Genomic DNA, 22,593 nt, shown 5'->3' on the forward strand with positions numbered 1-22,593 from the left:
GTGAATCTTGACCGGAACACGCATATTTTATGCCGGCGCCGTGTGATGGAATAGAATACCTTTAAATCCGGGCTATATTATAATATCAGCCTCCCGAAAGGCAGCCTGCCAAGAATGACGTGTAAGACGAATACGGGATCCGATACCGAATGAACGCCCCCGCCAAGACCGAAGAATTTGTTTCCGCAGTGCCCGCCGGTGTCTTTGCCGAGAAGGTGCTGAGCGTGACGCATTATACCGACCGGCTCTTTCGTTTTACGATGACCCGGCCGCAGGGTTTCCGCTTCCGCTCGGGCGAGTTCGCGATGATCGGCCTGATGGTCGATGGCAAGCCGCTTTACCGCGCCTATTCGATCGCGAGCCCCGCCTGGGCCGATGAGCTTGAATTCTTCTCGATCAAGGTGCCGGACGGTCCACTGACCTCGCATCTGCAGAACATCAAGCCGGGTGACGAGGTGCTGATGCGCAAGAAGCCGACCGGTACGCTGGTGCTCGATGCGCTGACGCCCGGCAGGCGGCTTTACATGTTCTCGACCGGCACCGGCATTGCGCCCTTTGCCAGCCTGATCCGCGACCCTGAGACCTATGAAAAGTTCGAGGAAGTGATCCTCACCCATACGACCCGTGATGTCGCGGAGTTGAAATACGGCTTTGACCTCGTCGAGGAAATCCGCAACGATGAAATCCTGAGCGAAGTCGTCGGCGACAAGCTGCGCCACTATGCGACGGTCACCCGCGAAGAGTTTCCCTTCAAGGGCCGCATTACCGATCTTATTGAAAACGGCAAGCTGTTCACCGACCTCGGCGTTCCCGCACTGGATCCGGCGATCGATCGCGGCATGATCTGCGGCTCCTCGGCCATGCTGAAGGATACCAAGGATCTGCTTGAGAAGGCGGGTTTCAGCGAAGGCGCCAACAGCAAGCCGGCCGAATTCGTCATCGAACGCGCCTTCGTCGGCTGAAGTAAAAGCTGAACCACTTTCGGATCGGCGATATCGCAATAGGAAAGGCGGTCTCGATAGCGAGGCCGCTTTTTTCATCTATCGCTGAGATAATCGATCAGCGTCGCCATCGTCTTTCGGGCATCTTCGCTATCGCCCCTATGGATAGCCTTGATGACGCTGACATGCAGCGCGATCGAACGGTCCATGGCATCTGGTGTCGCGGTCGAATACCAGAGCCGGCGCGAATGGGTCTGCACGGGGCCGAGAGCGGCCGTGATAAAGCCGTTCGGGCAGGCATCTTCGAGAATTTCATCGAATGCCTTGTCAGCGGCAAAGAAGCCAGGCAGATCGCGCGTTGCGGCGCAATCGGTCATCAGCCGGGCGCATTCCAGCAATTGTTCCCGCTGTTCCTCGGTGGCTTGACTGGCGACCAGTGATGCGGCGATAGGTTCGAGTTCGCGCCTGACCTGCATGACATGCATGTGGTCTTCCGGCCGAACCTCTGCGATCTGCAATCCGACGCGCGGCCTTATGTGGATCAGCCCTTGCCACGCCAGCTTCTGAATCGCCTCGCGGACCGGCGTGCGCCCGTGACCCGCCAATTCGATCAGTTGCTTCTCCGTCACCAGCGCCCCTGGTTTCAAGACTAGCGTCACGATCCGATGCTCGAGAGCGAGATAGGCGAGGTGGCTTTGCGAATTCTGCATTCTCGGCCGATTCCATTGATATATCACAAAGTTGCCATGCCGTTCTCGCCATGGCAAGCGAACGTGATATATCGAGAAAGGCCAGTGCAGGCCGGGTACACTCTAGTCGACAGGCCGCGCCGGGTACCTGCTGCTGTCGCGAAACACGCAGCAAAGTCATTGCCGTATCAGGCACCAGCCAGGAAGCGTGCCGCGCAATGGAAGTTGTGATTTGGTGAAGTCCGAGGTCAAGGGCCGGGCGAAGGAGAGCCCGGCATTCTGTGACCGCGATAATGGCGTCAATAGCCGATTGCGGAGGAAAGGCTCGGCGGCTTCCGCTTGGCCGCCATCAGCAAGTCGAGTTCAGTCGATGATGGTCCGAACTTATCGAACAGCCGCTTAGCTTCCTTGTCGTCGAGTCGATATTTTCGTGCGAATTCGGCGATGCTATAGGGGCGACCGCGTATTACTTTCCGGCCCGGCGTCTGATTGGCGCTTTGGGTCATGCTTCCAACCTCCTCTTCCGTCTACTAATAAAAGCTAGGGCTGCGGATGAGGTTGAAAAGGGTTGTGCAAGTCAAAATCTCACATAAATACAATAAAAAAGGGAAGATGAGTTTATCCCATCTTCCCTTTGATCATCTCTGTCCAGACGGCGTTCTACGCGTGGCGCGCGACTATCGTCTGATCAATCGACCGACGAAGATCAGGATGCAGGCACCGATGAAACCGGTGATCAGATAGTTGAGCCACGCGTGAAACGGCAATGCGATGTGCAGGGCTCCGAGGAGCCAACTCGCAACAATTGCGCCGACGATGCCGAGGATGATGTTCATGATGACGCCCATGTTGCTTTCCATGAGCTTTTCAGCGAGCCAACCGGCGATGCCGCCAATAATGATTGCTGCGATCCAACCGACGTGTGCGTCTTCCATAAAGATCCTCCTGAGGGAATCGGCAGGTTGCTATTACTTTCCGATATACACCAAAAGCGATTCGGGCCGCAAATCATTGCGTCTGGGTTGCGAACCGTTGATCGCGACTATTGAGGAAAAGTATCACGGTTGTTCCGGTGCGCCGAGGCACGCTTTGAGATCGGCAAGCTGCTTTCTGATATCCTCGGCAATTTCATCGGTCGTATCGATGAACCGGTTGTTTTGGACGGCATGTACGCGGATGCGGCCTTGCGTCAGACAATGTAGATGAAAACGCAGAAATTGCTCCTGTGCCTTGCACCATTTGTCCAGTTCGGATTTCTGCTTCATTGGCGCCCTCGACCCCAGTGCCGGCTCAAACCTGATACCGAACAGATGTCGTAACAATTCAGGCTAGTATTCAACAATGCCGTGTTTGTTGAAAATCATCCTATCAAAACAGTGGTAACATTCTGAAGTGGCGCTCGCCGAGTCATTCGTTTGAATAAGAAAGGCGTAGTCGATCCCCAAAAAGTTTGCGGCAATCTTCCGAAAAGGCAAGAATAATCTATGGGATAATTCTTAAATTGAGGAATTGTGGCGCGCCTATCATCAAAACGATTGGTCGCTGCTTTTGCAAAGAGAGACGGACTTTCGTGGGGCCGAGCTCCGATCTGCGCGCCGAAACAGGCAGGTTTCACCACTTCGATAGGCGGAAAAGCATTGGACGTCGTCGCAACCGCGATTTTATGGGTTGACCGCAATGGGGCGTCTGCATATGTTCCGCGCACTTCCAGCCGGGGTGCGATCATCCGCGGACGGGGAGAGCGTAGCTCAGCCGGTAGAGCAACTGACTTTTAATCAGTAGGTCATGGGTTCGAATCCCATCGCTCTCACCAAAATTCAAAAAATCAGTCTATTAAAGCTGTCGTACCTCGCGGCCTGCTAGCCGGCGGATGCTCGTTCGACATAGCGCAGGATTCTGGTCACGGTTGATCGGCTGACGCCCGCCTCTTGAGCGATGCAATCCATCGATTTTCCCTCGGCTTTCAGGCGAAATACGCTTTGCTCCTTATGCCTCATGGCATTGGGCGACGAATCGTGCGCCGGCACCATGCTGACGGAGAGGGAATTTTCGACCGCTGAGGTTTCGGAATGCTCTGTATCAACAGGCGCCATGACACGCTCCCTTGCAATCATTGGAGAGCTGGAAGCAATGACGTCAATGTTGCTACGAGTAAATTCGGATATTAGCAGTATATCAAACAAGCTTTATTCGGTATGACCGCAAGCGTCGCGCCTGCCACCCGCGAAAAGGTGATTGGCCTTCCGGCCACTGCAACGCTAGTAAGACGGCTGAATGACATAGCCGGAGTCTATCGTGTCGCTTGCCGATATCTCGCTTCTGAGTGCCTTGCTCGCCGGAGCGCTTTCGTTTCTTTCGCCCTGTGTGCTACCGCTGGTGCCGCCTTATCTCTGCTATATGGCCGGCATTTCCGTCGAGCAATTCCGCGGCGGCGGTGCTGCCGTTGCGACCGGGCCAAGCGTTCGCGGCAATGTCCTGTTTTCGGCGCTGTTCTTCACCCTCGGCTTTGCGACCGTGTTCATCGCGCTTGGCGCTGGCGCGTCCTCGATCGGCATTCTGCTGCGCCAGCATCTTGATTTTCTGGCGAAAATAGGCGGCCTGATCATCGTCGTCATGGGCCTGAATTTCCTCGGCGTTTTCCGGCTGGGCATTCTCGCCCGCGAGGCCCGCTTCCAGGGTGGCGGCAAGCCGGCGACGCTGACGGGCGCCTATATCATGGGCCTTGCCTTCGCGTTTGGCTGGACGCCCTGCATCGGCCCGGTACTCGGCGCAATCCTCGGCGTTGCGGCTTCGCGCGAGACGATCGGCGCCGGCGCCGGGCTGCTTGCCATCTATTCGCTCGGCCTTGCCATCCCCTTCTGGATCGCCGCCGGTTTTTCCGGCGCCTTCATGAGCTTTCTTGTCCGCTTCCGGCGCCACCTTGGCACGGTCGAGAAGGTCATGGGCGGACTGCTCGTGCTGACCGGCCTCGCGTTCATCTTCGGCTATGTCAGCGACATGGCGATCTGGTTCCAGCAGACCTTTCCAATCCTGATGCAAATCGGCTAAGCAGCTTCCGCCTCCTTTCCAATCATCCAAAATGGACATGCCTGATGGCTGACATTGTCGGTCTGCTGCTGCCGTTCTCCGGTCTGATCGTGATCGGTTACATTGCCGTCCGCATCACGAAACAGTCGGCCGAGGCGCTTGGCTGGCTCAATACCTTCATCATCTATGCCGCGCTGCCGGCCCTGTTCTTCAAGCTCGTCTCGAAAACGCCGATCGAACAGCTGACGCGCGTGGATTTTATCATTACCGATATTGCCGCGACCTATCTGATTTTCCTATTGCTCTTCCTGGTCGGATGCTTCCTGCGGCGCAACTCGCTCGGTGATAGCACGATCCAGGCTTTCGCCGGCGCTTACGGCAATATCGGCTACATGGGGCCGGGCCTGGCGCTGCTGGCGCTTGGCGAGAAGGCCGCCGTACCCGTCGCCCTGGTCGTCTGCTTCGAAAATGCGCTGCATTTCATCGTTGCGCCGGCGCTGATGGCAATCGAGGGCGGCGATAAGCGTTCGCCATGGACGCTTGCTGCCGACATTGCGAGAAAGGTGCTGCTGCACCCGTTCATCCTGTCGACCGCCCTCGGCTTTACCGCTGCTGCCTTTTCGTTCAGCCAGCCGGTCGCCTTGCAGCGCTTCGTCGACTATCTCGCACAGGCGGCCGCACCCTGCGCCTTGTTCGCCATGGTCGTGACATTGGCGCTGCGGCCGCTGAAACGCATCCCGGCCGAGATCGGCTACATCGTGCCGGTCAAGCTCATTCTGCATCCGCTGATCGTCTATGTCGTGCTACAGGCGGTCGGCCGATTCGATCCAATCTGGATCGAATCGGCAGTGCTGCTCGCCGCCTTGCCGACGGCGACGAATGTCTTTGTCGTCGGCCAGCAATATGGCGCCTGGCAGGAGCGGGCCTCCGCGACGATCCTGATCACCACCGCTTGTTCGGTGGTAACGGTTTCGCTGGTGCTTTATTTGATCAAGTCCGGCGCCTTACCGGCGCAGCTTTTCCCGTAGCATCGACGGAAAGCCGCGCAAGCCGCCTCCCGGCTCGATGCCTTCGCGCATGACGATGTTGCGCAATGGCGGAATGGCTGAAAGGACATGCAGCCCTGCTGCTCGCAGCATCTGGACGGGCAGGAAATCCGAAAGCAGCGAGCGGTTCAGCAGATCGACGCTCGCCGTCCGGCTGATGATATCGACGCGGCGGCGGCGGTCGAAACTGTCGCCGGCAGATGCTGAAATCGGCTGTCCGGTCGGGCTTGCGAGAATTTCGACGAGCGTTAGGATATCGCGCAGGCTAAGGTTCAGCCCTTGCGCGCCGATCGGCGGGAAAACATGCGCGGCTTCGCCGATCAGCGCGGCCCGACCCTTGCCGAAGCGATAGGCCGTCATGCCGGAGAGCGGCCAGACCTGCACGCTGTCCTCGACCGTGACCTTGCCGAGCATCGATTGCATGCGCTCCTCGATGAGGCGGCCGAGGTCCTCCAGCGATCTTTCCGAATTGGCGGCCGCTTCCGCCGGCTTTTGCACCCAGACAAGGCTCGAGCGATTGTCGGGCAGGGGGACCTGGGTGAAGGGCCCGCTTTCGGTGTGGAACTCCGTCGAGATGTTTTGATGCGGCAGCGAATGCGCAAAGTTCAGCACCGTGGCCGATTGCGGATAGGACCACGTCTTGACCTTGATCCCCACCGTTTCCCGCACCATCGAATTGCGTCCGTCCGCGCCGACGACGAAAGCCGTTTCAACGATATCGCCGTCTTCGAGAGTGATGGTGACGCCATCGTCGCGGACGGTCACCTCGGAAGCCGCCATCTCGATAAGCGTGATATTGCCTTCTGCCTTTACGGCTTCGCTGAGAGCGCTTAGCAGTGCGGCGTTCGGAATATTGTAGCCGAATGCGTCGAGGCCGATTTCGGAGGCGCGGAAGGCCACGGTCGGCGCACGCAGCAGCCGTGTCGTGCCGTCGATGATCTGCATTGTGTTCAGGGGCGCAGTGGAAGGCGCAATCCTATCCCACAGCGCCAGCCGCTCCAGGAAGCGAATCGACTGGTCCATCAGCGCCGTCGTCCGCCGGTCGGCCTTGTTATGCGGCTGAGCCACGAGGGCAACGGCCCGTCCACCGCGCGCTAAGGCGATCGCCGCGATCATGCCCGTGAGACCGCCGCCGATGACGGCTACTTCAACCTGCTTCATATCGATGCCTCAATTGTCTTTCTTTCTGAAAATAGACGCTTAGCCTGTTGAAATCCATGGGATGAAACATCGCAGCGGGTGAAAATGACAGGAACTCGCGCTAGCCTGTGGCACATGGACGTTTTTGCGCTGGCAGCGCCGCGCAAAGGATGCATATTAGAAAGAAAAATCGCCTGCCGGGGCAGGTGGATAAGCAGGCGAGTATCGGGGCGGATGAAAATCTTCAATTATAAGCGGGTGCCTTACGCGGAGATCCGTGCCTTTTCCGTACATATATTAACGGCATCCGGCTCGTTCCTTGCCTTTCTCGGGGTTGTTGCAGCGGCCGAACATCGCTTCGTCGATATGTTCTGGTGGCTGGGGCTGGCATTGCTTGTGGACGGCATTGACGGGCCGATCGCCCGTAAGGTCAGAGTCAAGGAAGTGTTGCCGAATTGGTCCGGCGACACACTCGACAACATCATCGACTATGTGACTTATGTGCTTCTGCCCGCCTTCGCGCTCTATGAAAAGGGCATGATCGGTGAGCCCTGGTCCTTTGTCGCCGCAGGCATGATCGTCGTCTCCAGTGCCATTTATTATGCCGACATGGGCATGAAGACGGAGGAATATTTTTTCTCCGGCTTCCCGGTCGTTTGGAACATGATCGTCTTTACGCTCTTCGTCATCGACGCCAGCGCGACGACCGCCATGGTGCTGGTCGGCGTTTCGGTTGTTTTGACATTCCTGCCGATTAATTTCCTGCATCCGGTGCGGGTCAAGCGGCTGCGGCCGCTCAATCTCGGCATATTCCTGCTTTGGTCCGCGCTCGGAATATATTCATTGCTCATGTATTTCGTCATGCCGCAATGGGCAGTTATCTTGTTTATCGTCAGCGGCATCTATCTTTATTGCATCGGCGCCGTACTGCAGTTTTTCCCGTCCCTCGGGCGTCAATGAGGATTGCGTGTCATGAAGAAGACTAAGGCCATTCACATTCACGAAAATGGCGGTCCGGACGTCATGAAATTCGAGGATGTGGACCTGCCGTCTCCGGGCGCCGGCGAGGTGCAGATCCGTCATGCTGCGATTGGCCTCAATTTCATAGATGTCTATTTCCGTTCGGGTGTCTACAAGGCGCCCTATTTTCCTCTGCCGCTCGGCAAGGAAGCGGCGGGCACAATCATTGAAGTCGGGCCTGGCGTAACCGATTTTGCCGTCGGCGATCGCGTCGCCTATGTCGGCAGCGACGGCGCTTATAGCGTCGCGCGCAACATAGAAACCCGCCATCTGGTCAAGGTGCCTGACGATATCCCGCTCGAAACCGCCGCATCGATGATGCTGAAGGGGATGACGGCCGAATATTTGCTGAATCGCACCTTTAAGGTCGGCCCCGGAACGACGCTGCTGTTTCATGCCGCTGCCGGCGGCGTCGGGCTGATTGCAGGCCAATGGGCCAAGGCTCTCGGAGCCGGCACCGTCATCGGCACTGCAGGTTCTGCCGAAAAGGTCAAACTGGCGTTGGCGCATGGCTATGATCACGTCATCGATTATAGCAGGGAGAGCTTCGCCGATCGTGTCCGAGAGATTACGGGCGGCAAGGGCGTCGACGTCGTTTACGATTCGATCGGCAAGGACACGTTCCCGCATTCGCTCGATTGCCTGAAGCCGCGCGGCATGTGGGTCACCTTCGGTCAATCCTCTGGCCCGATCGAGAACTTCAATCTCGCCATCCTCAACCAGAAGGGTTCGCTTTTCGCGACGCGTCCGAGCCTTTTTGCCTATGTCGGCACACCTGAAGAGTTAAGAGCCAGCGCCAGCGCATTATTTGCTGTTGTGCAAAGCAACAAAGTGCGTATCAATATTCATCAGACCTATCCGCTGAGCGATGCAGGGCGCGCGCACACGGATTTGGAAACAAGAAAAACGAGTGGAACTACGCTGCTGATCCCATAGATCCGAAAGGTAGGACGGTGGGAAGGAAATGAGGGGAACGTGTCGTCATTCGATGTACCGGCAACCGGTGCGTTATTGTCGGTTCGCAAGCTGACGAAGCTGTTCGGTAGCTTTGCTGCCTGCAATGGAATTGATCTGGAAATTCGACCGGGCGAGATTCACGCTCTGCTCGGCGAGAACGGCGCAGGCAAATCCACTCTGGTGAAGATGCTGTTCGGTGTTTTGGAGCCGACCGAGGGCGAGATCGCGTGGCAAGACCAACCCGTTTCGATCGGCTCGCCGGGCGAAGCGCGCAAGCTCGGCATCGGCATGGTGTTTCAGCACTTCTCGTTGTTCGAGGCGCTGACGGTTGCTGAAAACATTGCCCTTTCCCTTGATGACAGTATCCCGATCGACAAGATCGCCGAGGAGGCTGCCAGCCTGTCGCAAGCCTATGGCCTGCCGCTCGATCCTTATGCGCATGTCGCCGACCTTTCCGTCGGCGAGCGCCAGCGCATCGAAATCGTCCGTGCGTTGCTGCAAAATCCGAGACTGATTATCCTAGACGAGCCGACATCGGTGCTGACGCCGCAGGAAGCCGACCGGCTGTTCGAAACGCTCTTCCGACTCCGGGACGAAGGCCGTTCGGTGCTCTATATCAGCCACCGCCTGGAGGAGGTGCAACGCATCTGCTCCCGCGCCACGGTGCTGCGCCATGGCAAGGTAACCGGTGCCTGCGACCCGCGGCAGGAAACGCCCGGCTCGCTCGCCCGCATGATGGTCGGCAGCGATGTTGCCAGCGTGCAGCATGAAGGGCTTGGTAAAAAGGGCGAGATCCAGCTCGAGATCGCCGGCCTTTCCGTGCCTGCGCGCACACCCTTTGCCATGTCGTTGAAGGATGTTTCGCTGCGCGTGCGCGCAGGCGAGATTCTGGCGATCGCCGGCGTAGCCGGCAACGGGCAGGGGGAGCTGTTCGACATCGTTTCCGGTGAGCACACCGTATCCTCAGACGATTTGATTCGGGTGCGCGGCCAGGCGGTCGGCACCAAGGGTATCAACACGCGCCGCCTGCTGGGCGCCGGCTTCGTGCCGGAGGAGCGTCATGGCCATGCGGCGGTTTCGGGGCTGAAGCTATCGGACAATCTGGTGCTCGCTCGCAGCAAATCGGACCGCCGGGCTTTTCTTGGCGGCGGTTTCCTAAAGGTGATCCGTCGTGGCGCGGTCAAACAGGCGACCAAGCGCATTTCCGAAGCCATGGACGTGCGCAAGAGCGGCGAAGATCCGGCTGCAGGCTCTCTCTCCGGCGGCAATCTCCAGAAGTTCATTGTCGGCCGTGAGCTCGACCGGCAGCCGACCGTGCTCGTCGTCAACCAGCCGACCTGGGGTGTCGACGCGGGTGCGGCAAGCCATATCCGTCAGGCATTGGTCGATCTTGCCCGCAACGGCTCGGCCGTGCTGGTCATCAGTCAGGATCTCGACGAAATATTCGAAGTGGCTACCGACATCGCCGTCATTTCCGAAGGGCGACTGTCGCCGGCCTATTCCGCGGGCGAGCTGACGCGGGAAAAGATCGGCCTCCTGATGGGCGGCCTGCATGAATCAAAGACGCATTCGGAGCCCATGCATGCGCATTGAATTGGAAAGGCGCCCGCAGGCTTCGAAACTGTTCGGCTTCCTGTCGCCGCTGCTTGCTCTTGCGCTGGCGCTGATCGCGGGCACCATCATGTTCGCCGTACTTGGCAAGGATCCTGTGGAAGCGTTGGATGCTTTCTTCGTTGAGCCTCTGCTGGAAGTCTGGTCTTTGCATGAGCTGGCGATCAAGGCCGGGCCGCTGATCATGATCGCCGTCGGCCTTTGTGTCTGCTACCGCTCCAATAACTGGAATATCGGCGCCGAAGGCCAGTTCACCATCGGCGCGGTCGCTGGCTCCTACATTCCGATCGTCTTCACCGACTGGCATTCGCCGATGGTCCTGCCGCTGATGCTCATCGCCGGCGCTGTCGGCGGCGCGCTCTATGCCGCCATCCCGGCGTTGCTGAAGGCGCATTTCAACACCAATGAGATCCTGACGAGCTTGATGCTCGTCTATATCGCGCAGCTCTACCTGGATTGGCTCTCACGCGGCCCCTGGCGCGATCCGCAGGGCCATAATTTCCCGCAGAGCATCGATTTTCCGCCGGAGGCGACATTGCCGGCAATCTGGGCGGACTCGGGCCGGGCGCATTGGGGGATCGTCTTTGCCATCGTCGCGGCGATCCTTGCCTGGTTCATGATGAAATACACGCTGAAAGGCTTTGAGATAACCGTTCTCGGCCAATCGGAACGGGCAGGGCGCTTCGCCGGCTTTTCTTCGAAGAAAATGGTTTGGTTCGGCTTTCTCTTCTCCGGCGCTCTGGCAGGTCTTGCCGGCATCTCCGAAGTTTCCGGCTCGATCGGGCATCTGCAGCCGGCGATATCGCCGGGCTATGGGTTTACCGCCATCATCGTTGCCTTCCTGGCGCGTCTCAATCCGCTCGGCGCGATCCTCTCCGGTTTTGTGCTGGCGCTCACCTATCTCGGCGGCGAGGCCGCGCAATTGTCGCCCGGCATCTCCGCCAAGGCGGCGAGCGTCTTCCAGGGGCTGCTGCTGTTCTTCGTGCTCTCCTGCGATACGCTGATCAACTATAGGATTCGGCTGGTTTGGTCGCGGGTTCGGGGAGGTGCCGCATGACTATGAGCGTCTTTGAAGCGATCCTCCTGACCATCATCACGGCTTCGACACCGCTTGTGATTGCCGGACTTGGCGAACTGGTGGTGGAACGCTCCGGCGTGCTCAACCTCGGCGTCGAAGGCATGATGATCATGGGTGCTGTCGCCGCCTTCGTCGGCGCGCAGATGAGCGGATCGCCCTATGTGGGCCTTATCACCGGCATTGTCGGCGGCGCGCTGTTTTCTCTGCTGTTTGCATTCCTGACACTGACGCTGGTGACCAATCAGGTGGCGACAGGTCTGGCGCTCACCATCCTTGGCCTCGGTCTCTCCGGCATGATCGGCGAAGGTTATGTCAGCGTGCCCGGAGTGCAGTTGCGGGAAATCGTCTTTCCGTTCCTCTCCGATATTCCGCTCGTCGGGCCGGTGCTGTTCAAACAGGACCTGACTTTCTATCTGTCGATCGCATTGCTCATCGGCGTCAATTGGTTCCTTTTCCGCAGCCGGACCGGCCTGAAGTTGCGCGCCATCGGCGACAGTCACGGCTCGGCGCATGCCCTTGGCATCGACGTCATCCGCACGCGCTATCTCGCCGTGATGTTCGGCGGCGCCTGCGCAGGGCTCGCCGGCGCGCAATTGTCGCTGGTCTACACGCCGCAATGGGTCGAGAACATGTCGGCCGGCCGCGGCTGGGTGACTCTGGCGCTCGTTGTCTTTGCCTCGTGGCGACCGATGCGCGTCATGGCCGGCGGCTATCTCTTCGGCGCGGTGACGATCTTGCAGTTTCACGCGCAGGGCTTCGGCGTCGGCATCCCCGCACAATTCCTGTCGATGTTGCCCTATGCCTCGACTATTGTGGTTCTCGTCATCATCTCTCAAAATCGCCGCGCGACCTTGATCAATACGCCAGCGTCGCTCGGCAAGGCCTTCGTTCCGGAACGCTAAACACAATAACCGGACGAATTTTTGTAATATCAAACCAGCAGGGGTAACCATGAAAAAACTAGCTCTCGCACTCGCCACCACGGCCGCTGCCATAATCGGCTTCGCTGCCGCGGCTGAAGCGGCCCCGACTAAGGTCTGCTTCGTCTACGTCGGCTCGCACACGGACGGCGGTTATTCGCAGGCGCACGATCTCGGCCGTCAGCAGATCCAGAAGGAGTTCGGCAATAAGATCGATACGCCTTATCTCGAAAATGTTCCGGAAGGCCCGGACGCTGAACGCGCGATCGAGCGTCTCGCCCGCTCCGGCTGCTCGCTGATCTTCTCCACCTCGTTCGGCTTTATGGATGCGACCGTTAAGGTCGCCGCGAAGTTCCCGAAAGTGAAGTTCGAGCATGCGACCGGCTTCAAGACAGGCCCGAATCTCGGGACCTACAATTCGCGCTTCTACGAAGGCCGCTATATCCTCGGTCAGATCGCCGCCAAGATGTCGAAGAATCATGGTGCCGCCTACATCGCTTCCTTCCCAATTCCGGAAGTGGTGATGGGCATCAACTCCTTCGAGCAGGGCGCGCGCTCGGTCGATCCGAGCTTCAAGCTCAAGGTCATCTGGGTCAATACCTGGTTCGACCCGGGCAAGGAAGCCGACGCGGCCAAGGCGATGGTCGACCAGGGCGTCGACATTCTGACGCAGCACACCGACACCACCGCACCGATGCAGGTGGCCGAAGAGCGCGGCATTCATGCCTTCGGCCAGGCGTCCGACATGATTGCTGCCGGTCCGCATGCGCAGTTGACCGCCGTCGTCGACACTTGGGGCAACTACTACTCCAAGCGCGTCCATGCGCTGCTTGACGGCACTTGGAAGGCCGAGCAGAGCTGGGACGGCCTGAAGGACGGCATTCTGAAGATGGCGCCCTACACCAACATGCCTGACGACGTGAAGAAGATGGCCGAAGAGACCGAAGCCAAGATCAAGTCCGGCGAGCTCGCACCCTTCACTGGTCCGATCAACAAGCAGGACGGCACGCCCTGGCTGAAAGCTGGTGAAAAAGCCGATGACGCTACGCTTCTGGGCATGAATTTCTATATCGAAGGCGTCGACGACAAGCTGCCGGCTTCTAAGTGATCTCGGCCAAATCGGCAAGGTTGAAAAAGGGCGTCTCGAGCGCCCTTTTTTGTTGCGCTGCATCATCGAATGTCGATTTACAAAAGTATTACTATATGATTTTTTGACTGCGGGCCTGAGGAGATAGGCCATTGGGAGATAATCATGAAATTTAAGACCGCACTCGTTAGTGCTACGATTCTTGCTGCCTGCATGTTTACGTCGGCATCGGCAAAGCAGCTTGTCGTCGGCTTCTCGCAAATCGGTTCGGAGTCGGGCTGGCGCGCGGCTGAGACGACGCTGACCAAGCAGGAAGCTTCAAAGCGCGGCATCGACCTGAAGTTTGCCGATGCTCAGCAGAAGCAGGAAAACCAGATCAAGGCGATCCGGTCCTTTATCGCGCAGGGCGTCGATGCGATCCTGCTGGCACCCGTCGTCGAAACCGGATGGGATTCCGTCCTGAAGGAAGCCAAGGAAGCGAAGATCCCGGTCATTCTGCTTGACCGCACGGTCAACGCGCCGAAAGACCTTTATCTGACCGCTGTCACGTCCGACTTGGTTCATGAGGGCAAGGTTGCCGGCGACTGGCTTGTAAAGACAGTCGGCGACAAGAAGTGCAATATCGTCGAGTTGCAGGGCACGACCGGCTCCTCGCCGGCTATTGGCCGCAAGAAGGGCTTCGAGGAAGCCATCAAGAGCCACGATAACCTGAAGATCGTTCGCAGCCAGACCGGCGACTTCACACGCGCCAAGGGCAAGGAAGTCATGGAAAGCTTCCTGAAGGCGGAGAACGGCGGCAAGGACATCTGCGCGCTCTATGCTCATAATGACGATATGGCCGTCGGCGCCATCCAGGCGATCAAGGAAGCCGGCCTGAAGCCCGGCAAGGACATCCTGACCGTATCCATCGATTCAGTTCCGGATCTCTTCAAGGCCATGGCTGCCGGCGAAGCGAATGCGACCGTGGAGCTGACGCCGAACATGGCTGGTCCGGCCTTCGATGCGCTCGATGCCTACCTGAAGACCAAGAAAGAGCCGCCGAAGTGGATCCAGACGGAATCCAAGCTCTATACCCAGGCTGATGATCCGCAGAAGGTCTACGAGCAGAAGAAGGACCTCGGCTATTAAGATGAAAGCCTGTCGCACCGGATCGGCAATGCCGTCCCGGTGCGATATCCTGTGCAAGATGCCGGCGCATCCACCGAATGCGCCGGCTATCGCTTTCGCAATTTGATTCATTCCAAGGAAATTCGCGCTTCATGGCTCACGGCGTAGAGCGACTTCTGACAGCGACAGGTTTTTGTAAATATTTCCCCGGTTCGACCGCTCTCGATCACGTCGATTTCACATTGATGCGCGGCGAGGTCCATGCGCTTCTCGGCGAGAACGGTGCCGGAAAATCGACCTTGATCAAATGCATGACCGGTGCTTATCGCCGGGATGCGGGTACTCTGGTTCTCGATGGTGCCGAGATCGATCCACACGATACGCTTGCCGCTCAGAAGCTCGGTATCGGAACCGTCTATCAGGAAGTGAACCTGCTACCCAATCTGAGCGTCGCGGAAAACTTGTTTCTGGGCCGCCAGCCGCGGCGGTTCGGCATGGTCAGCAGCCGCGTCATGAATAAGATGGCAAGAGATCTGCTGTCGCAATATGGTCTCGATATCGATGTCACCCACCAGCTCGACCGCTTTTCGGTCGCCATTCAGCAGGTGATCGCTATTGCGCGTGCCGTTGATCTGTCCGGTAAGGTTCTCATTCTCGATGAGCCCACGGCGAGTCTGGATACGCATGAAGTCGAAATGCTGTTCGGTATCGTCAGGCGATTGAAGCAGCGCGGGCTGGGAATTGTCTTCATCACGCATTTCCTGGAACAGGTTTACGAAATCTGCGACCGCATCACCGTTCTCCGCAACGGTCGCTTGGTCGGCACGCGCGATGCGGCCGGTCTTCCGCGGCAGACGCTGATCGCCATGATGCTCGGCCGCGAACTCGCCGAGACCGAAAGCAAGGTAAAGCAGAGCGAGACGGAAAGCGGCCCGGTCAAATATCACTTCACGAATTTCGGCAAGCGAGGCAAGATCAAGCCTTTCGATATGGAGGTGCGCGTCGGCGAAGTGGTGGGCATTGCCGGCCTGCTTGGCTCGGGACGTACGGAAACCGCCGAAGTGCTTTTCGGCGTCGAGCGCGCCGACAGCGGTGAGGCAAAGATCGAAGGCAAGACCATTGCGCTTTCCAACCCGCGGGCCGCGATCAAGAGCGGTTTCGGTTTCTGTCCGGAAGACCGCAAGACCGATGGGATCATCGGTGATCTCTCCATCCGCGAAAACATCGTCATGGCGCTGCAGGCAAGGCGCGGCTGGGCAAGGCCCTTGCCGCGCAGCGAGCAGAACGCCATCGCCGATCGCTACATCAAGGCGCTGGATATCCGTACGACCGATCGGGAAAAGCCGATCAGACTTCTTTCGGGCGGTAACCAGCAGAAGGCGATCCTTGCGCGATGGCTGGCGACCAATCCGAGTTTCCTCATCCTGGATGAGCCGACACGCGGCATCGACGTCGGTGCCCATGCCGAAATCATCCGATTGATCGAGGATCTTTGCCGGCAGGGAATGTCGCTGGTGGTCATTTCATCCGAACTCGAGGAGCTTGTCGCCTATAGTTCGCGCGTCATCGTCCTGCGCGATCGTGAACATATTGCCGAGTTAACCGGCAGTGAGATAACGGCCGGAAATATCGTCGAGGCTATTGCCACGGCTCAAAAGATGCGGGAGGACGCATGAGCTCGCCAATCAGAACCTCCTTGCTCCGGCTGATGCCGCAGTTGATCGCGCTCGCGGTTATTCTTCTGTTGAATTTCATTATGTTCCCGCATTTCTTTCATCTGGAAGTTCAGAATGGAAGGCTCTACGGAAGCTTGATAGACGTACTCAATCGTGGTGCACCGGTAGCGCTGCTCGCCATTGGCATGACGTTGGTCATCGCGACCAAGGGGATCGATCTGTCCGTCGGTGCGGTCATTGCAATTTGCGGCGCTGTCGCGGCGTCGTCCATTGTTGCCGGCTACTCGCTTTCCTATACGCTGCTGTTGACGATCGGCATCGGTCTGGCGTGTGGGCTCTGGAACGGATTCCTCGTCGCCGCGCTCGATATCCAACCGATCATCGCGACGCTGGTGCTGATGGTGGCAGGTCGAGGCATTGCGCAATTAATCACCGAAGGCACGATCCTCACTTTCAACAATGACGGGCTGATCTTTCTTGGTAGCGGCTCGTTTGCCGCCCTGCCGATGCCGGTGGTGATCTGGCTCGTCGCCGCGCTCGTGGTGATCGCTCTAGTTCGGCGCACGGCTCTTGGAATGCTGGTCGAAGCCATAGGCATCAACCGCCGCGCAAGCACGCTGTCCGGTATCCGGACGCCGGTCCTCCTGATCGCGGTCTACGCATTGAGCGGCCTGTGCGCCTCCATTGCCGGTATCATCATTACGGCCGACATCAAGGGGGCGGACGCCAACAATGCCGGTCTCTGGCTTGAACTCGACGCGATCCTGGCTGTCGTCGTTGGCGGCAATTCCCTTCTTGGCGGCCGTTTCAGCATCGTCGGTTCGCTGATCGGCGCGATGATCATCCAGTCGGTCAATACGGGCATTCTGCTGTCCGGCTTTCCGCCGGAATTCAATCTGGTGATCAAGGCCGTCATCGTCATCACCATTCTGGTCATCCAGTCTCCGGCTCTCCAATCCGCCTCGTCATTTTTCTGGCGCCGGCGCGGCGCGGCGCAGATGATCCATGAGGAGCAGGCAAAGTGAATTCGAAATATCTTCCTCTGCTCGTGACGATCGTCATTTTCCTGCTGGCCTATACGGGCTGCGTGCTGCAGTTTCCGAACATGCTATCGACGCGGGTTATCGGCAATCTGCTGACAGACAATGCTTTTCTCGGAATTGCCGCGGTCGGCATGACATTCGTCATCCTCTCCGGCGGCATCGACCTATCGATCGGCTCGGTCATCGCCTTTACCGGCGTCTTCCTGGCGATCATTCTGCGGGATACCTCAATCCATCCTTTGTTCGCCTTCGCGCTTGTCCTGGCGATCACGACGATTTTCGGCGCAGCCATGGGCGCGATCATCCACTATCTCAGCATGCCGCCTTTCATCGTCACCCTGGCGGGCATGTTTCTTGCGCGCGGTATCGCGTTCGTCCTGTCGATCGACAGCATCCCGATCGAGCATGATTTCTATTCGCAACTGAGCGATCTTTATCTGATGCTGCCGGGCGGCGGCCGACTGACGCTGATCGGCGGTATCATGCTGATCGTCTTTGCCGGCGGCGTCGTCCTGGCGCATCGCACCCGCTTCGGAGCCAACGTCTATGCTCTCGGCGGCGGCGTGCAGACGGCCCAGTTGATGGGCGTTCCGGTCGGACGCACGACGATCCAGATCTATGCACTGTCCGGCTTTCTCGCCGGTCTATCCGGAATCGTTTTTTCGCTCTATACGTCGGCAGGATATTCGCTGGCTACCGTTGGCGTCGAGCTTGACGCCATTGCGGCGGTGGTCATAGGCGGAACATTGCTGACGGGGGGAGCAGGGTTCGTAGGAGGAACTCTCATCGGAATTCTCATACAGGGCTTGATCCAGACTTACATCACCTTTGATGGAACGCTCTCCAGTTGGTGGACTAAGATATTGATCGGGTTGCTGCTTTTTGTGTTTATTCTGATGCAAAAGGGTCTTCTGCTGCTTTCCCGCTTCAATCGACGTTACGCCTGAGGGAAGGACAGAGTGCTTGCGCAGCAGATTGCTTGAAACAAGAAAAACCGAGGGAAAATCGCGGACCAGCCATGCGCAGGTCGTGGATGATCTCGGAAAAGCGATCGTGTCGGGCGCCTTTCCCATCGGCAGTATTCTTCCCGGCGACAGCGAGCTTCTGCAACGGTTCAAGGTGTCGCGCACGGTCCTGCGCGAGAGCATGAAGACGTTGGCGGCGAAGGGCCTTGTCGTTCCGCGCGCCCGCGTCGGCACCAGGGTCACCGAGAAGATCCATTGGAATATGTTCGACAGCGCGGTGCTGACCTGGCACTTTGAAAGCGGCGTCAACCAAGAGTTCCTGCTGCACCTCTATGATATTCGCCTGGCTTTCGAACCGTTCGCCGCCAGTCTCGTGGCGGAGCGCGCCAGCAGCGAGGAAATCGAGTTGTTGCGGCGACTGGCGATGGCCATGGCCGCGCCGGAACACACGCCCGACAGTCTCGCCGTCGCCGACCTTCATTTTCATCTGGCAATCACGGAGGCGTCGCACAATCCCTTCATGCGCTCGCTCGGCGGCCTCATCGAAGCGGCTCTCGTCGGCATGTTCCGGATGAGCGCGCCTCCTGCCAGCAATGGCTTCGGCAACATCGCGGATACGCATATGGCCATCGTTGAAGCCATCGCCGCCGGTGACGCGCTTGCGGCGCACAAAGCGATGGAATTCGTCATTTTCGATGGCCGCCAGCATGTCCAGGAAGCTTTCGCAGCGCTCGCGGACGCTTGACGTCTACGTCTAATTTCGCCGTAGTTCACCGCTCAACTAGTTGCTATGAGGAGACGACGCCTGTCTTGGGCCTTGTCGGGCCGTATCTTTCGGAGCTTGAAATGGAACGCACCTGTCTCGCCATCATCCTCGCCGCTGGCGACAGCACTCGTATGAAGTCATCGACCTCCAAGGTACTGCATCCGATCGCCGGCCGTCCGATGATCGCGCATGTGATGGAGGCGATCGCCAAGACCCGTATTTCCGCTGCCGCGCTCGTTGTTGGCCGCAATGCGGAGGAAGTCACCGCCGCTGCCGCTGTCGGCGGCGTAAAGGTGGAAGCCTACCTGCAGAAGGAGCGTCTCGGCACCGGTCATGCCGTGCTCGCAGCTCGTGAGGCGATTGCCGCGGGCTATGACGATATTCTGGTGGCCTACGGCGACGTGCCGCTGCTGACAGACGCGCCGCTTCGGGCGGCACGCCAGGGGCTCGCCGAAGGCAATGATGTCGTCGTCATCGGCTTTCACACGGAAAATCCGGACGCCTACGGCCGGCTGCTCGTCAAGGACGGCGAGCTGATCGCCATTCGCGAAGCGAAGGATGCGACCGATGCAGAGCTTGCGGTCACCTGGTGCAACAGCGGTCTGATGGCGATCAACGGCCGGAAAGCGCTCGACCTGCTCGACCGTATTGGCAACGACAATGCCAAGCGCGAATATTATCTCACTGATCTTGTCGAGATCGCCCGCTCTCTCGGTGGTCGCGCGGTCGCCGTCGACGCGCCCGAAGTGGAGATGACCGGCTGCAACAACCGCGCCGAACTCGCCGTTATCGAGCGCCTCTGGCAGGAGCGGCGCCGTCATGAGCTCATGCTTTCGGGCGTCACTATGATCGCGCCGGAAACGGTGTTTCTTGCCTACGACACAGTGATTGGCCAGGACGCGCTGATCGAGCCGAACGTGGTCTTCGGTCCCCGGGCCGTTATCGACGGCGGCGCGGTCATCCACGCCTTTTCGCATATCGAAGGCGCCCATGTCAGCGCCGGCGCCACGGTTGGCCCATTCGCGCGCCTGCGTCCGGGTGCGGATCTTGCCGGAGGCTCTAAGGTCGGCAATTTCTGCGAGGTGAAGAACGGCAAAATCGGCGAGGGCGCGAAGGTCAACCATCTGACCTATATCGGCGACGCAACCGTCGGGACCGGCAGCAATATTGGCGCGGGCACGGTCACCTGCAACTACGATGGCGTCAACAAACACGAGACCCATATCGGCGCAAACAGCTTCATTGGCTCGAACTCATCGCTGGTGGCGCCCGTGCGCATCGGTGACAGCGCCTATGTCGCCTCAGGCAGCGTCATCACCGAGGACGTTCCTGCCGAAGCATTGGCCTTCGGACGCGCCCGCCAGGAGGTAAAGCCTGGTCGTGCGAAGGTCATTCGCGAGAAGGCCTTAGCCATCAAGGCGGCGAAGAAGGGCAGCCACTAAGCCTAAAGTGTAGGGCCGCGTAACGGTCGGAAACCGAAAGTGACCGTCGCGGCAATTGAGAAAACTGCTAGAATCATTAGGACTTGCTCCAATTTCTTGGGCCAGACGGAGAATTGCATGTGCGGCATTGTGGGGATTGTCGGAACGAAGCCGGTGTCGGGACGATTGGTGGACGCCTTGCGGCGTCTCGAATATCGCGGCTACGATTCGGCCGGCGTCGCCACCATTCATAACGGCGTCATGGACCGTCGCCGCGCCGAAGGAAAACTCTTTAATCTCGAAAAGCGGCTGGACGTCGAACCGCTGCCCGGCGCCACGGGGATTGCTCACACGCGCTGGGCGACCCATGGTGTTCCTAACGAAACCAATGCCCATCCGCATTTCGTCGAAGGCGTTGCCGTCGTCCACAACGGCATCATCGAAAACTTCTCCGAGCTGCGCGAGGAATTGAAGGCCGAGGGCAGGGTGTTTGCCACGCAGACCGACACGGAAGTCGTCGCGCATCTCCTGGCGAAATATCTCCGCCAGGGCCTCGATCCGCGCGCAGCCATGTTGAGGATGCTGAACCGCGTCACCGGTGCCTATGCACTGGTCGTCATGTTCCAGAACGATCCCGATACACTGATGGCGGCCCGCTCCGGTCCGCCGCTCGCCATCGGTTTCGGCAATGGCGAGATGTTTCTCGGCTCCGACGCCATTGCGCTCGCGCCCTTCACCAACGAAATCACTTATCTCGTCGACGGCGACTGCGCGATCATCACGCGGGATGGCGCCACGGTGGTCGATTTCAGCGGTCAGGAAGTCAGCCGCGTTCGGCAGATATCACAGGCGACCGCCTATGTCGTCGACAAAGGCAATCATCGCCACTTCATGGAAAAGGAGATTTACGAGCAGCCGGAGGTGATCTCCCATGCGCTCAGCCAATATGTCGATTTTGGCAGCCATCGGGTGCGCCCCAATGCGTCGTCGATCGATTTCAACGCCGTATCCAGCCTGGCGATCTCAGCTTGCGGCACCGCCTATCTCGCTGGTCTGATCGGCAAATACTGGTTCGAGCGCTATGCCCGCCTCCCGGTGGAGATCGATGTCGCTTCCGAATTCCGCTATCGCGAGATGCCGCTCTTGCCCTCGCAGGCCGCGCTGTTCATCTCCCAATCCGGCGAGACCGCCGATACGCTTGCTTCGCTGCGCTACTGCAGGGAAAATGGCCTGAAGATCGGTGCCGTGGTCAATGTGAAGGAATCGACCATCGCGCGCGAATCCGATGCCGTGTTCCCAATCATGGCCGGGCCCGAAATCGGCGTTGCCTCGACCAAGGCCTTTACCTGCCAGCTTGCCGTCTTGGCGTCTCTGGCGATCGGTGCCGGCAAGGCGCGTGGTACAGTCAGCGCCGAGGACGAACAGGCGATGGTGGGTCATCTCGTCGAGATGCCTCGCATCATGGCCCGGGTGCTGAACATCATCCAGCCGCAGATGGAAAGTCTTTCCCGCGAAATCTCCAAGTTCAAAGACGTGCTTTATCTCGGCCGCGGCACCAGCTTCCCGCTCGCCATGGAAGGCGCGCTGAAGCTCAAGGAAATCTCCTATATCCACGCCGAAGGCTATGCTGCCGGCGAGCTGAAGCATGGTCCGATCGCGCTGATCGACGAGAACATGCCTGTTATCGTCATTGCGCCCTATGACCGCTTCTTCGACAAGACCGTCTCCAACATGCAGGAGGTGGCGGCGCGCGGCGGCCGCATCATCTTCATCACCGACGAGGCGGGGGCGGCGGCTTCCACCTTGCCAACCATGGCGACGATCACCCTGCCTATCGTCGATGAAATCATCGCGCCGATGATCTTCTCGCTGCCGATCCAACTGCTCGCTTATCACACGGCAGTCTTTATGGGCACGGATGTCGATCAGCCGCGCAACCTCGCCAAGTCGGTGACCGTCGAATAGGCTGCATTCCCCACTCTTTTTCTAAAATAACGTCGTCGTGAACCGGGCTATGATCGGGACCCGCGGCGTGACTGGCGGGTTGTGCGACGCGCCGATTTCTGGCACGTTTCACATTGGAGATGGTGGGGGAATTT

22 protein-coding genes and 1 tRNA gene are annotated in these 22,593 nt (G+C 58.8%); 17 read left to right on the forward strand and 6 right to left on the reverse strand.

Going from position 1 to position 22,593, the window contains the following annotated elements; translation table 11 throughout:
* Nucleotides 1-149: 149 nt before the first annotated feature.
* Nucleotides 150-962, forward strand: coding sequence for a ferredoxin--NADP reductase (locus tag K290_RS0117595; protein WP_028753157.1), 813 nt, complete (start codon nucleotides 150-152; stop codon nucleotides 960-962).
* Between the two features lie 74 nt (nucleotides 963-1,036).
* On the opposite strand, the gene K290_RS0117600 is transcribed toward K290_RS0117595, so the two are convergent.
* From K290_RS0117600 to K290_RS0117615, 4 genes are all read right to left on the reverse strand, one after another.
* Nucleotides 1,037-1,651: a GntR family transcriptional regulator gene (locus K290_RS0117600; RefSeq protein ID WP_028753158.1), complete on the reverse strand. Its 615-nt coding sequence runs from the start codon at nucleotides 1,649-1,651 to the stop codon at nucleotides 1,037-1,039.
* A 278-nt stretch (nucleotides 1,652-1,929) separates the two neighbouring features.
* Nucleotides 1,930-2,136, reverse strand: a complete 207-nt coding sequence (locus tag K290_RS0117605; protein ID WP_028753159.1) for a hypothetical protein — start codon at nucleotides 2,134-2,136, stop codon at nucleotides 1,930-1,932.
* Between the two features lie 171 nt (nucleotides 2,137-2,307).
* Nucleotides 2,308-2,565 carry a GlsB/YeaQ/YmgE family stress response membrane protein gene (locus K290_RS0117610; RefSeq protein WP_028753160.1) on the reverse strand — a complete coding sequence of 86 codons (258 nt, stop codon included), beginning with the start codon at nucleotides 2,563-2,565 and terminating at the stop codon, nucleotides 2,308-2,310.
* A 123-nt stretch (nucleotides 2,566-2,688) separates the two neighbouring features.
* Nucleotides 2,689-2,895 carry a hypothetical protein gene (locus tag K290_RS0117615; RefSeq protein WP_028753161.1) on the reverse strand — a complete coding sequence of 69 codons (207 nt, stop codon included), beginning with the start codon at nucleotides 2,893-2,895 and terminating at the stop codon, nucleotides 2,689-2,691.
* Between the two features lie 472 nt (nucleotides 2,896-3,367).
* Between K290_RS0117615 and K290_RS0117620 the strand changes: the two genes are divergently transcribed.
* Nucleotides 3,368-3,443, forward strand: a tRNA-Lys gene (locus tag K290_RS0117620).
* A 46-nt stretch (nucleotides 3,444-3,489) separates the two neighbouring features.
* Here the strand turns inward: K290_RS0117620 and K290_RS0117625 are convergent.
* A complete protein-coding gene (locus K290_RS0117625; RefSeq protein WP_154668627.1) occupies nucleotides 3,490-3,813 on the reverse strand; it encodes a helix-turn-helix domain-containing protein in 324 nt (107 codons plus the stop codon).
* Between the two features lie 112 nt (nucleotides 3,814-3,925).
* Between K290_RS0117625 and K290_RS0117630 the strand changes: the two genes are divergently transcribed.
* Nucleotides 3,926-4,678: a cytochrome c biogenesis CcdA family protein gene (locus tag K290_RS0117630; RefSeq protein WP_028753163.1), complete on the forward strand. Its 753-nt coding sequence runs from the start codon at nucleotides 3,926-3,928 to the stop codon at nucleotides 4,676-4,678.
* Between the two features lie 44 nt (nucleotides 4,679-4,722).
* The gene (locus K290_RS0117635) at nucleotides 4,723-5,685 is read left to right on the forward strand and encodes an AEC family transporter (protein ID WP_028753164.1); all 963 of its coding nucleotides are present in this window, start codon (nucleotides 4,723-4,725) and stop codon (nucleotides 5,683-5,685) included.
* Here the strand turns inward: K290_RS0117635 and K290_RS0117640 are convergent.
* A complete protein-coding gene (locus tag K290_RS0117640; RefSeq protein ID WP_028753165.1) occupies nucleotides 5,662-6,864 on the reverse strand; it encodes a UbiH/UbiF family hydroxylase in 1,203 nt (400 codons plus the stop codon). The genes K290_RS0117635 and K290_RS0117640 overlap by 24 nt on opposite strands.
* Nucleotides 6,865-7,077: 213 nt before the next feature.
* Between K290_RS0117640 and pcsA the strand changes: the two genes are divergently transcribed.
* The 13 genes from pcsA (at nucleotide 7,078) to glmS (ending at nucleotide 22,459) form a co-directional block, all read left to right on the forward strand.
* Nucleotides 7,078-7,803, forward strand: coding sequence for a phosphatidylcholine synthase (gene pcsA / locus K290_RS0117645; RefSeq protein WP_028753166.1), 726 nt, complete (start codon nucleotides 7,078-7,080; stop codon nucleotides 7,801-7,803).
* A gap of 12 nt (nucleotides 7,804-7,815) precedes the next feature.
* Nucleotides 7,816-8,799, forward strand: coding sequence for a quinone oxidoreductase family protein (locus K290_RS0117650; RefSeq protein ID WP_028753167.1), 984 nt, complete (start codon nucleotides 7,816-7,818; stop codon nucleotides 8,797-8,799).
* A gap of 39 nt (nucleotides 8,800-8,838) precedes the next feature.
* Nucleotides 8,839-10,413 carry an ABC transporter ATP-binding protein gene (locus tag K290_RS0117655; protein WP_028753168.1) on the forward strand — a complete coding sequence of 525 codons (1,575 nt, stop codon included), beginning with the start codon at nucleotides 8,839-8,841 and terminating at the stop codon, nucleotides 10,411-10,413.
* Nucleotides 10,403-11,488 carry an ABC transporter permease gene (locus K290_RS0117660; RefSeq protein ID WP_028753169.1) on the forward strand — a complete coding sequence of 362 codons (1,086 nt, stop codon included), beginning with the start codon at nucleotides 10,403-10,405 and terminating at the stop codon, nucleotides 11,486-11,488. Before K290_RS0117655 ends, K290_RS0117660 begins: the two co-directional genes overlap by 11 nt.
* A gap of 2 nt (nucleotides 11,489-11,490) precedes the next feature.
* The gene (locus tag K290_RS0117665; RefSeq protein ID WP_028753170.1) at nucleotides 11,491-12,411 is read left to right on the forward strand and encodes an ABC transporter permease; all 921 of its coding nucleotides are present in this window, start codon (nucleotides 11,491-11,493) and stop codon (nucleotides 12,409-12,411) included.
* A 49-nt stretch (nucleotides 12,412-12,460) separates the two neighbouring features.
* Nucleotides 12,461-13,537, forward strand: a complete 1,077-nt coding sequence (locus K290_RS0117670; protein WP_028753171.1) for a BMP family ABC transporter substrate-binding protein — start codon at nucleotides 12,461-12,463, stop codon at nucleotides 13,535-13,537.
* Between the two features lie 144 nt (nucleotides 13,538-13,681).
* Nucleotides 13,682-14,644 carry a galactofuranose ABC transporter, galactofuranose-binding protein YtfQ gene (ytfQ, locus tag K290_RS0117675; protein WP_028753172.1) on the forward strand — a complete coding sequence of 321 codons (963 nt, stop codon included), beginning with the start codon at nucleotides 13,682-13,684 and terminating at the stop codon, nucleotides 14,642-14,644.
* A 131-nt stretch (nucleotides 14,645-14,775) separates the two neighbouring features.
* The gene (gene ytfR, locus K290_RS0117680) at nucleotides 14,776-16,299 is read left to right on the forward strand and encodes a galactofuranose ABC transporter, ATP-binding protein YtfR (protein ID WP_028753173.1); all 1,524 of its coding nucleotides are present in this window, start codon (nucleotides 14,776-14,778) and stop codon (nucleotides 16,297-16,299) included.
* Nucleotides 16,296-17,324 carry an ABC transporter permease gene (locus tag K290_RS0117685; protein WP_028753174.1) on the forward strand — a complete coding sequence of 343 codons (1,029 nt, stop codon included), beginning with the start codon at nucleotides 16,296-16,298 and terminating at the stop codon, nucleotides 17,322-17,324. Before ytfR ends, K290_RS0117685 begins: the two co-directional genes overlap by 4 nt.
* Nucleotides 17,321-18,289 carry a galactofuranose ABC transporter, permease protein YjfF gene (yjfF, locus tag K290_RS0117690; RefSeq protein ID WP_028753175.1) on the forward strand — a complete coding sequence of 323 codons (969 nt, stop codon included), beginning with the start codon at nucleotides 17,321-17,323 and terminating at the stop codon, nucleotides 18,287-18,289. The genes K290_RS0117685 and yjfF overlap by 4 nt, the downstream gene beginning before the upstream one ends.
* A 16-nt stretch (nucleotides 18,290-18,305) precedes the next feature.
* Nucleotides 18,306-19,052, forward strand: a complete 747-nt coding sequence (locus K290_RS0117695) for a FadR/GntR family transcriptional regulator (RefSeq protein WP_028753176.1) — start codon at nucleotides 18,306-18,308, stop codon at nucleotides 19,050-19,052.
* Nucleotides 19,053-19,153: 101 nt separating this feature from the next.
* Nucleotides 19,154-20,515, forward strand: coding sequence for a bifunctional UDP-N-acetylglucosamine diphosphorylase/glucosamine-1-phosphate N-acetyltransferase GlmU (gene glmU, locus K290_RS0117700; RefSeq protein WP_028753177.1), 1,362 nt, complete (start codon nucleotides 19,154-19,156; stop codon nucleotides 20,513-20,515).
* 117 nt (nucleotides 20,516-20,632) lie between these two features.
* A complete protein-coding gene (gene glmS, locus K290_RS0117705; RefSeq protein ID WP_028753178.1) occupies nucleotides 20,633-22,459 on the forward strand; it encodes a glutamine--fructose-6-phosphate transaminase (isomerizing) in 1,827 nt (608 codons plus the stop codon).
* The last annotated feature ends 134 nt before the right edge of the window (nucleotides 22,460-22,593 follow it).

Origin of the sequence: Rhizobium leucaenae USDA 9039 (assembly GCF_000426285.1) — a bacterium.
Classification (GTDB): domain Bacteria; phylum Pseudomonadota; class Alphaproteobacteria; order Rhizobiales; family Rhizobiaceae; genus Rhizobium; species Rhizobium leucaenae.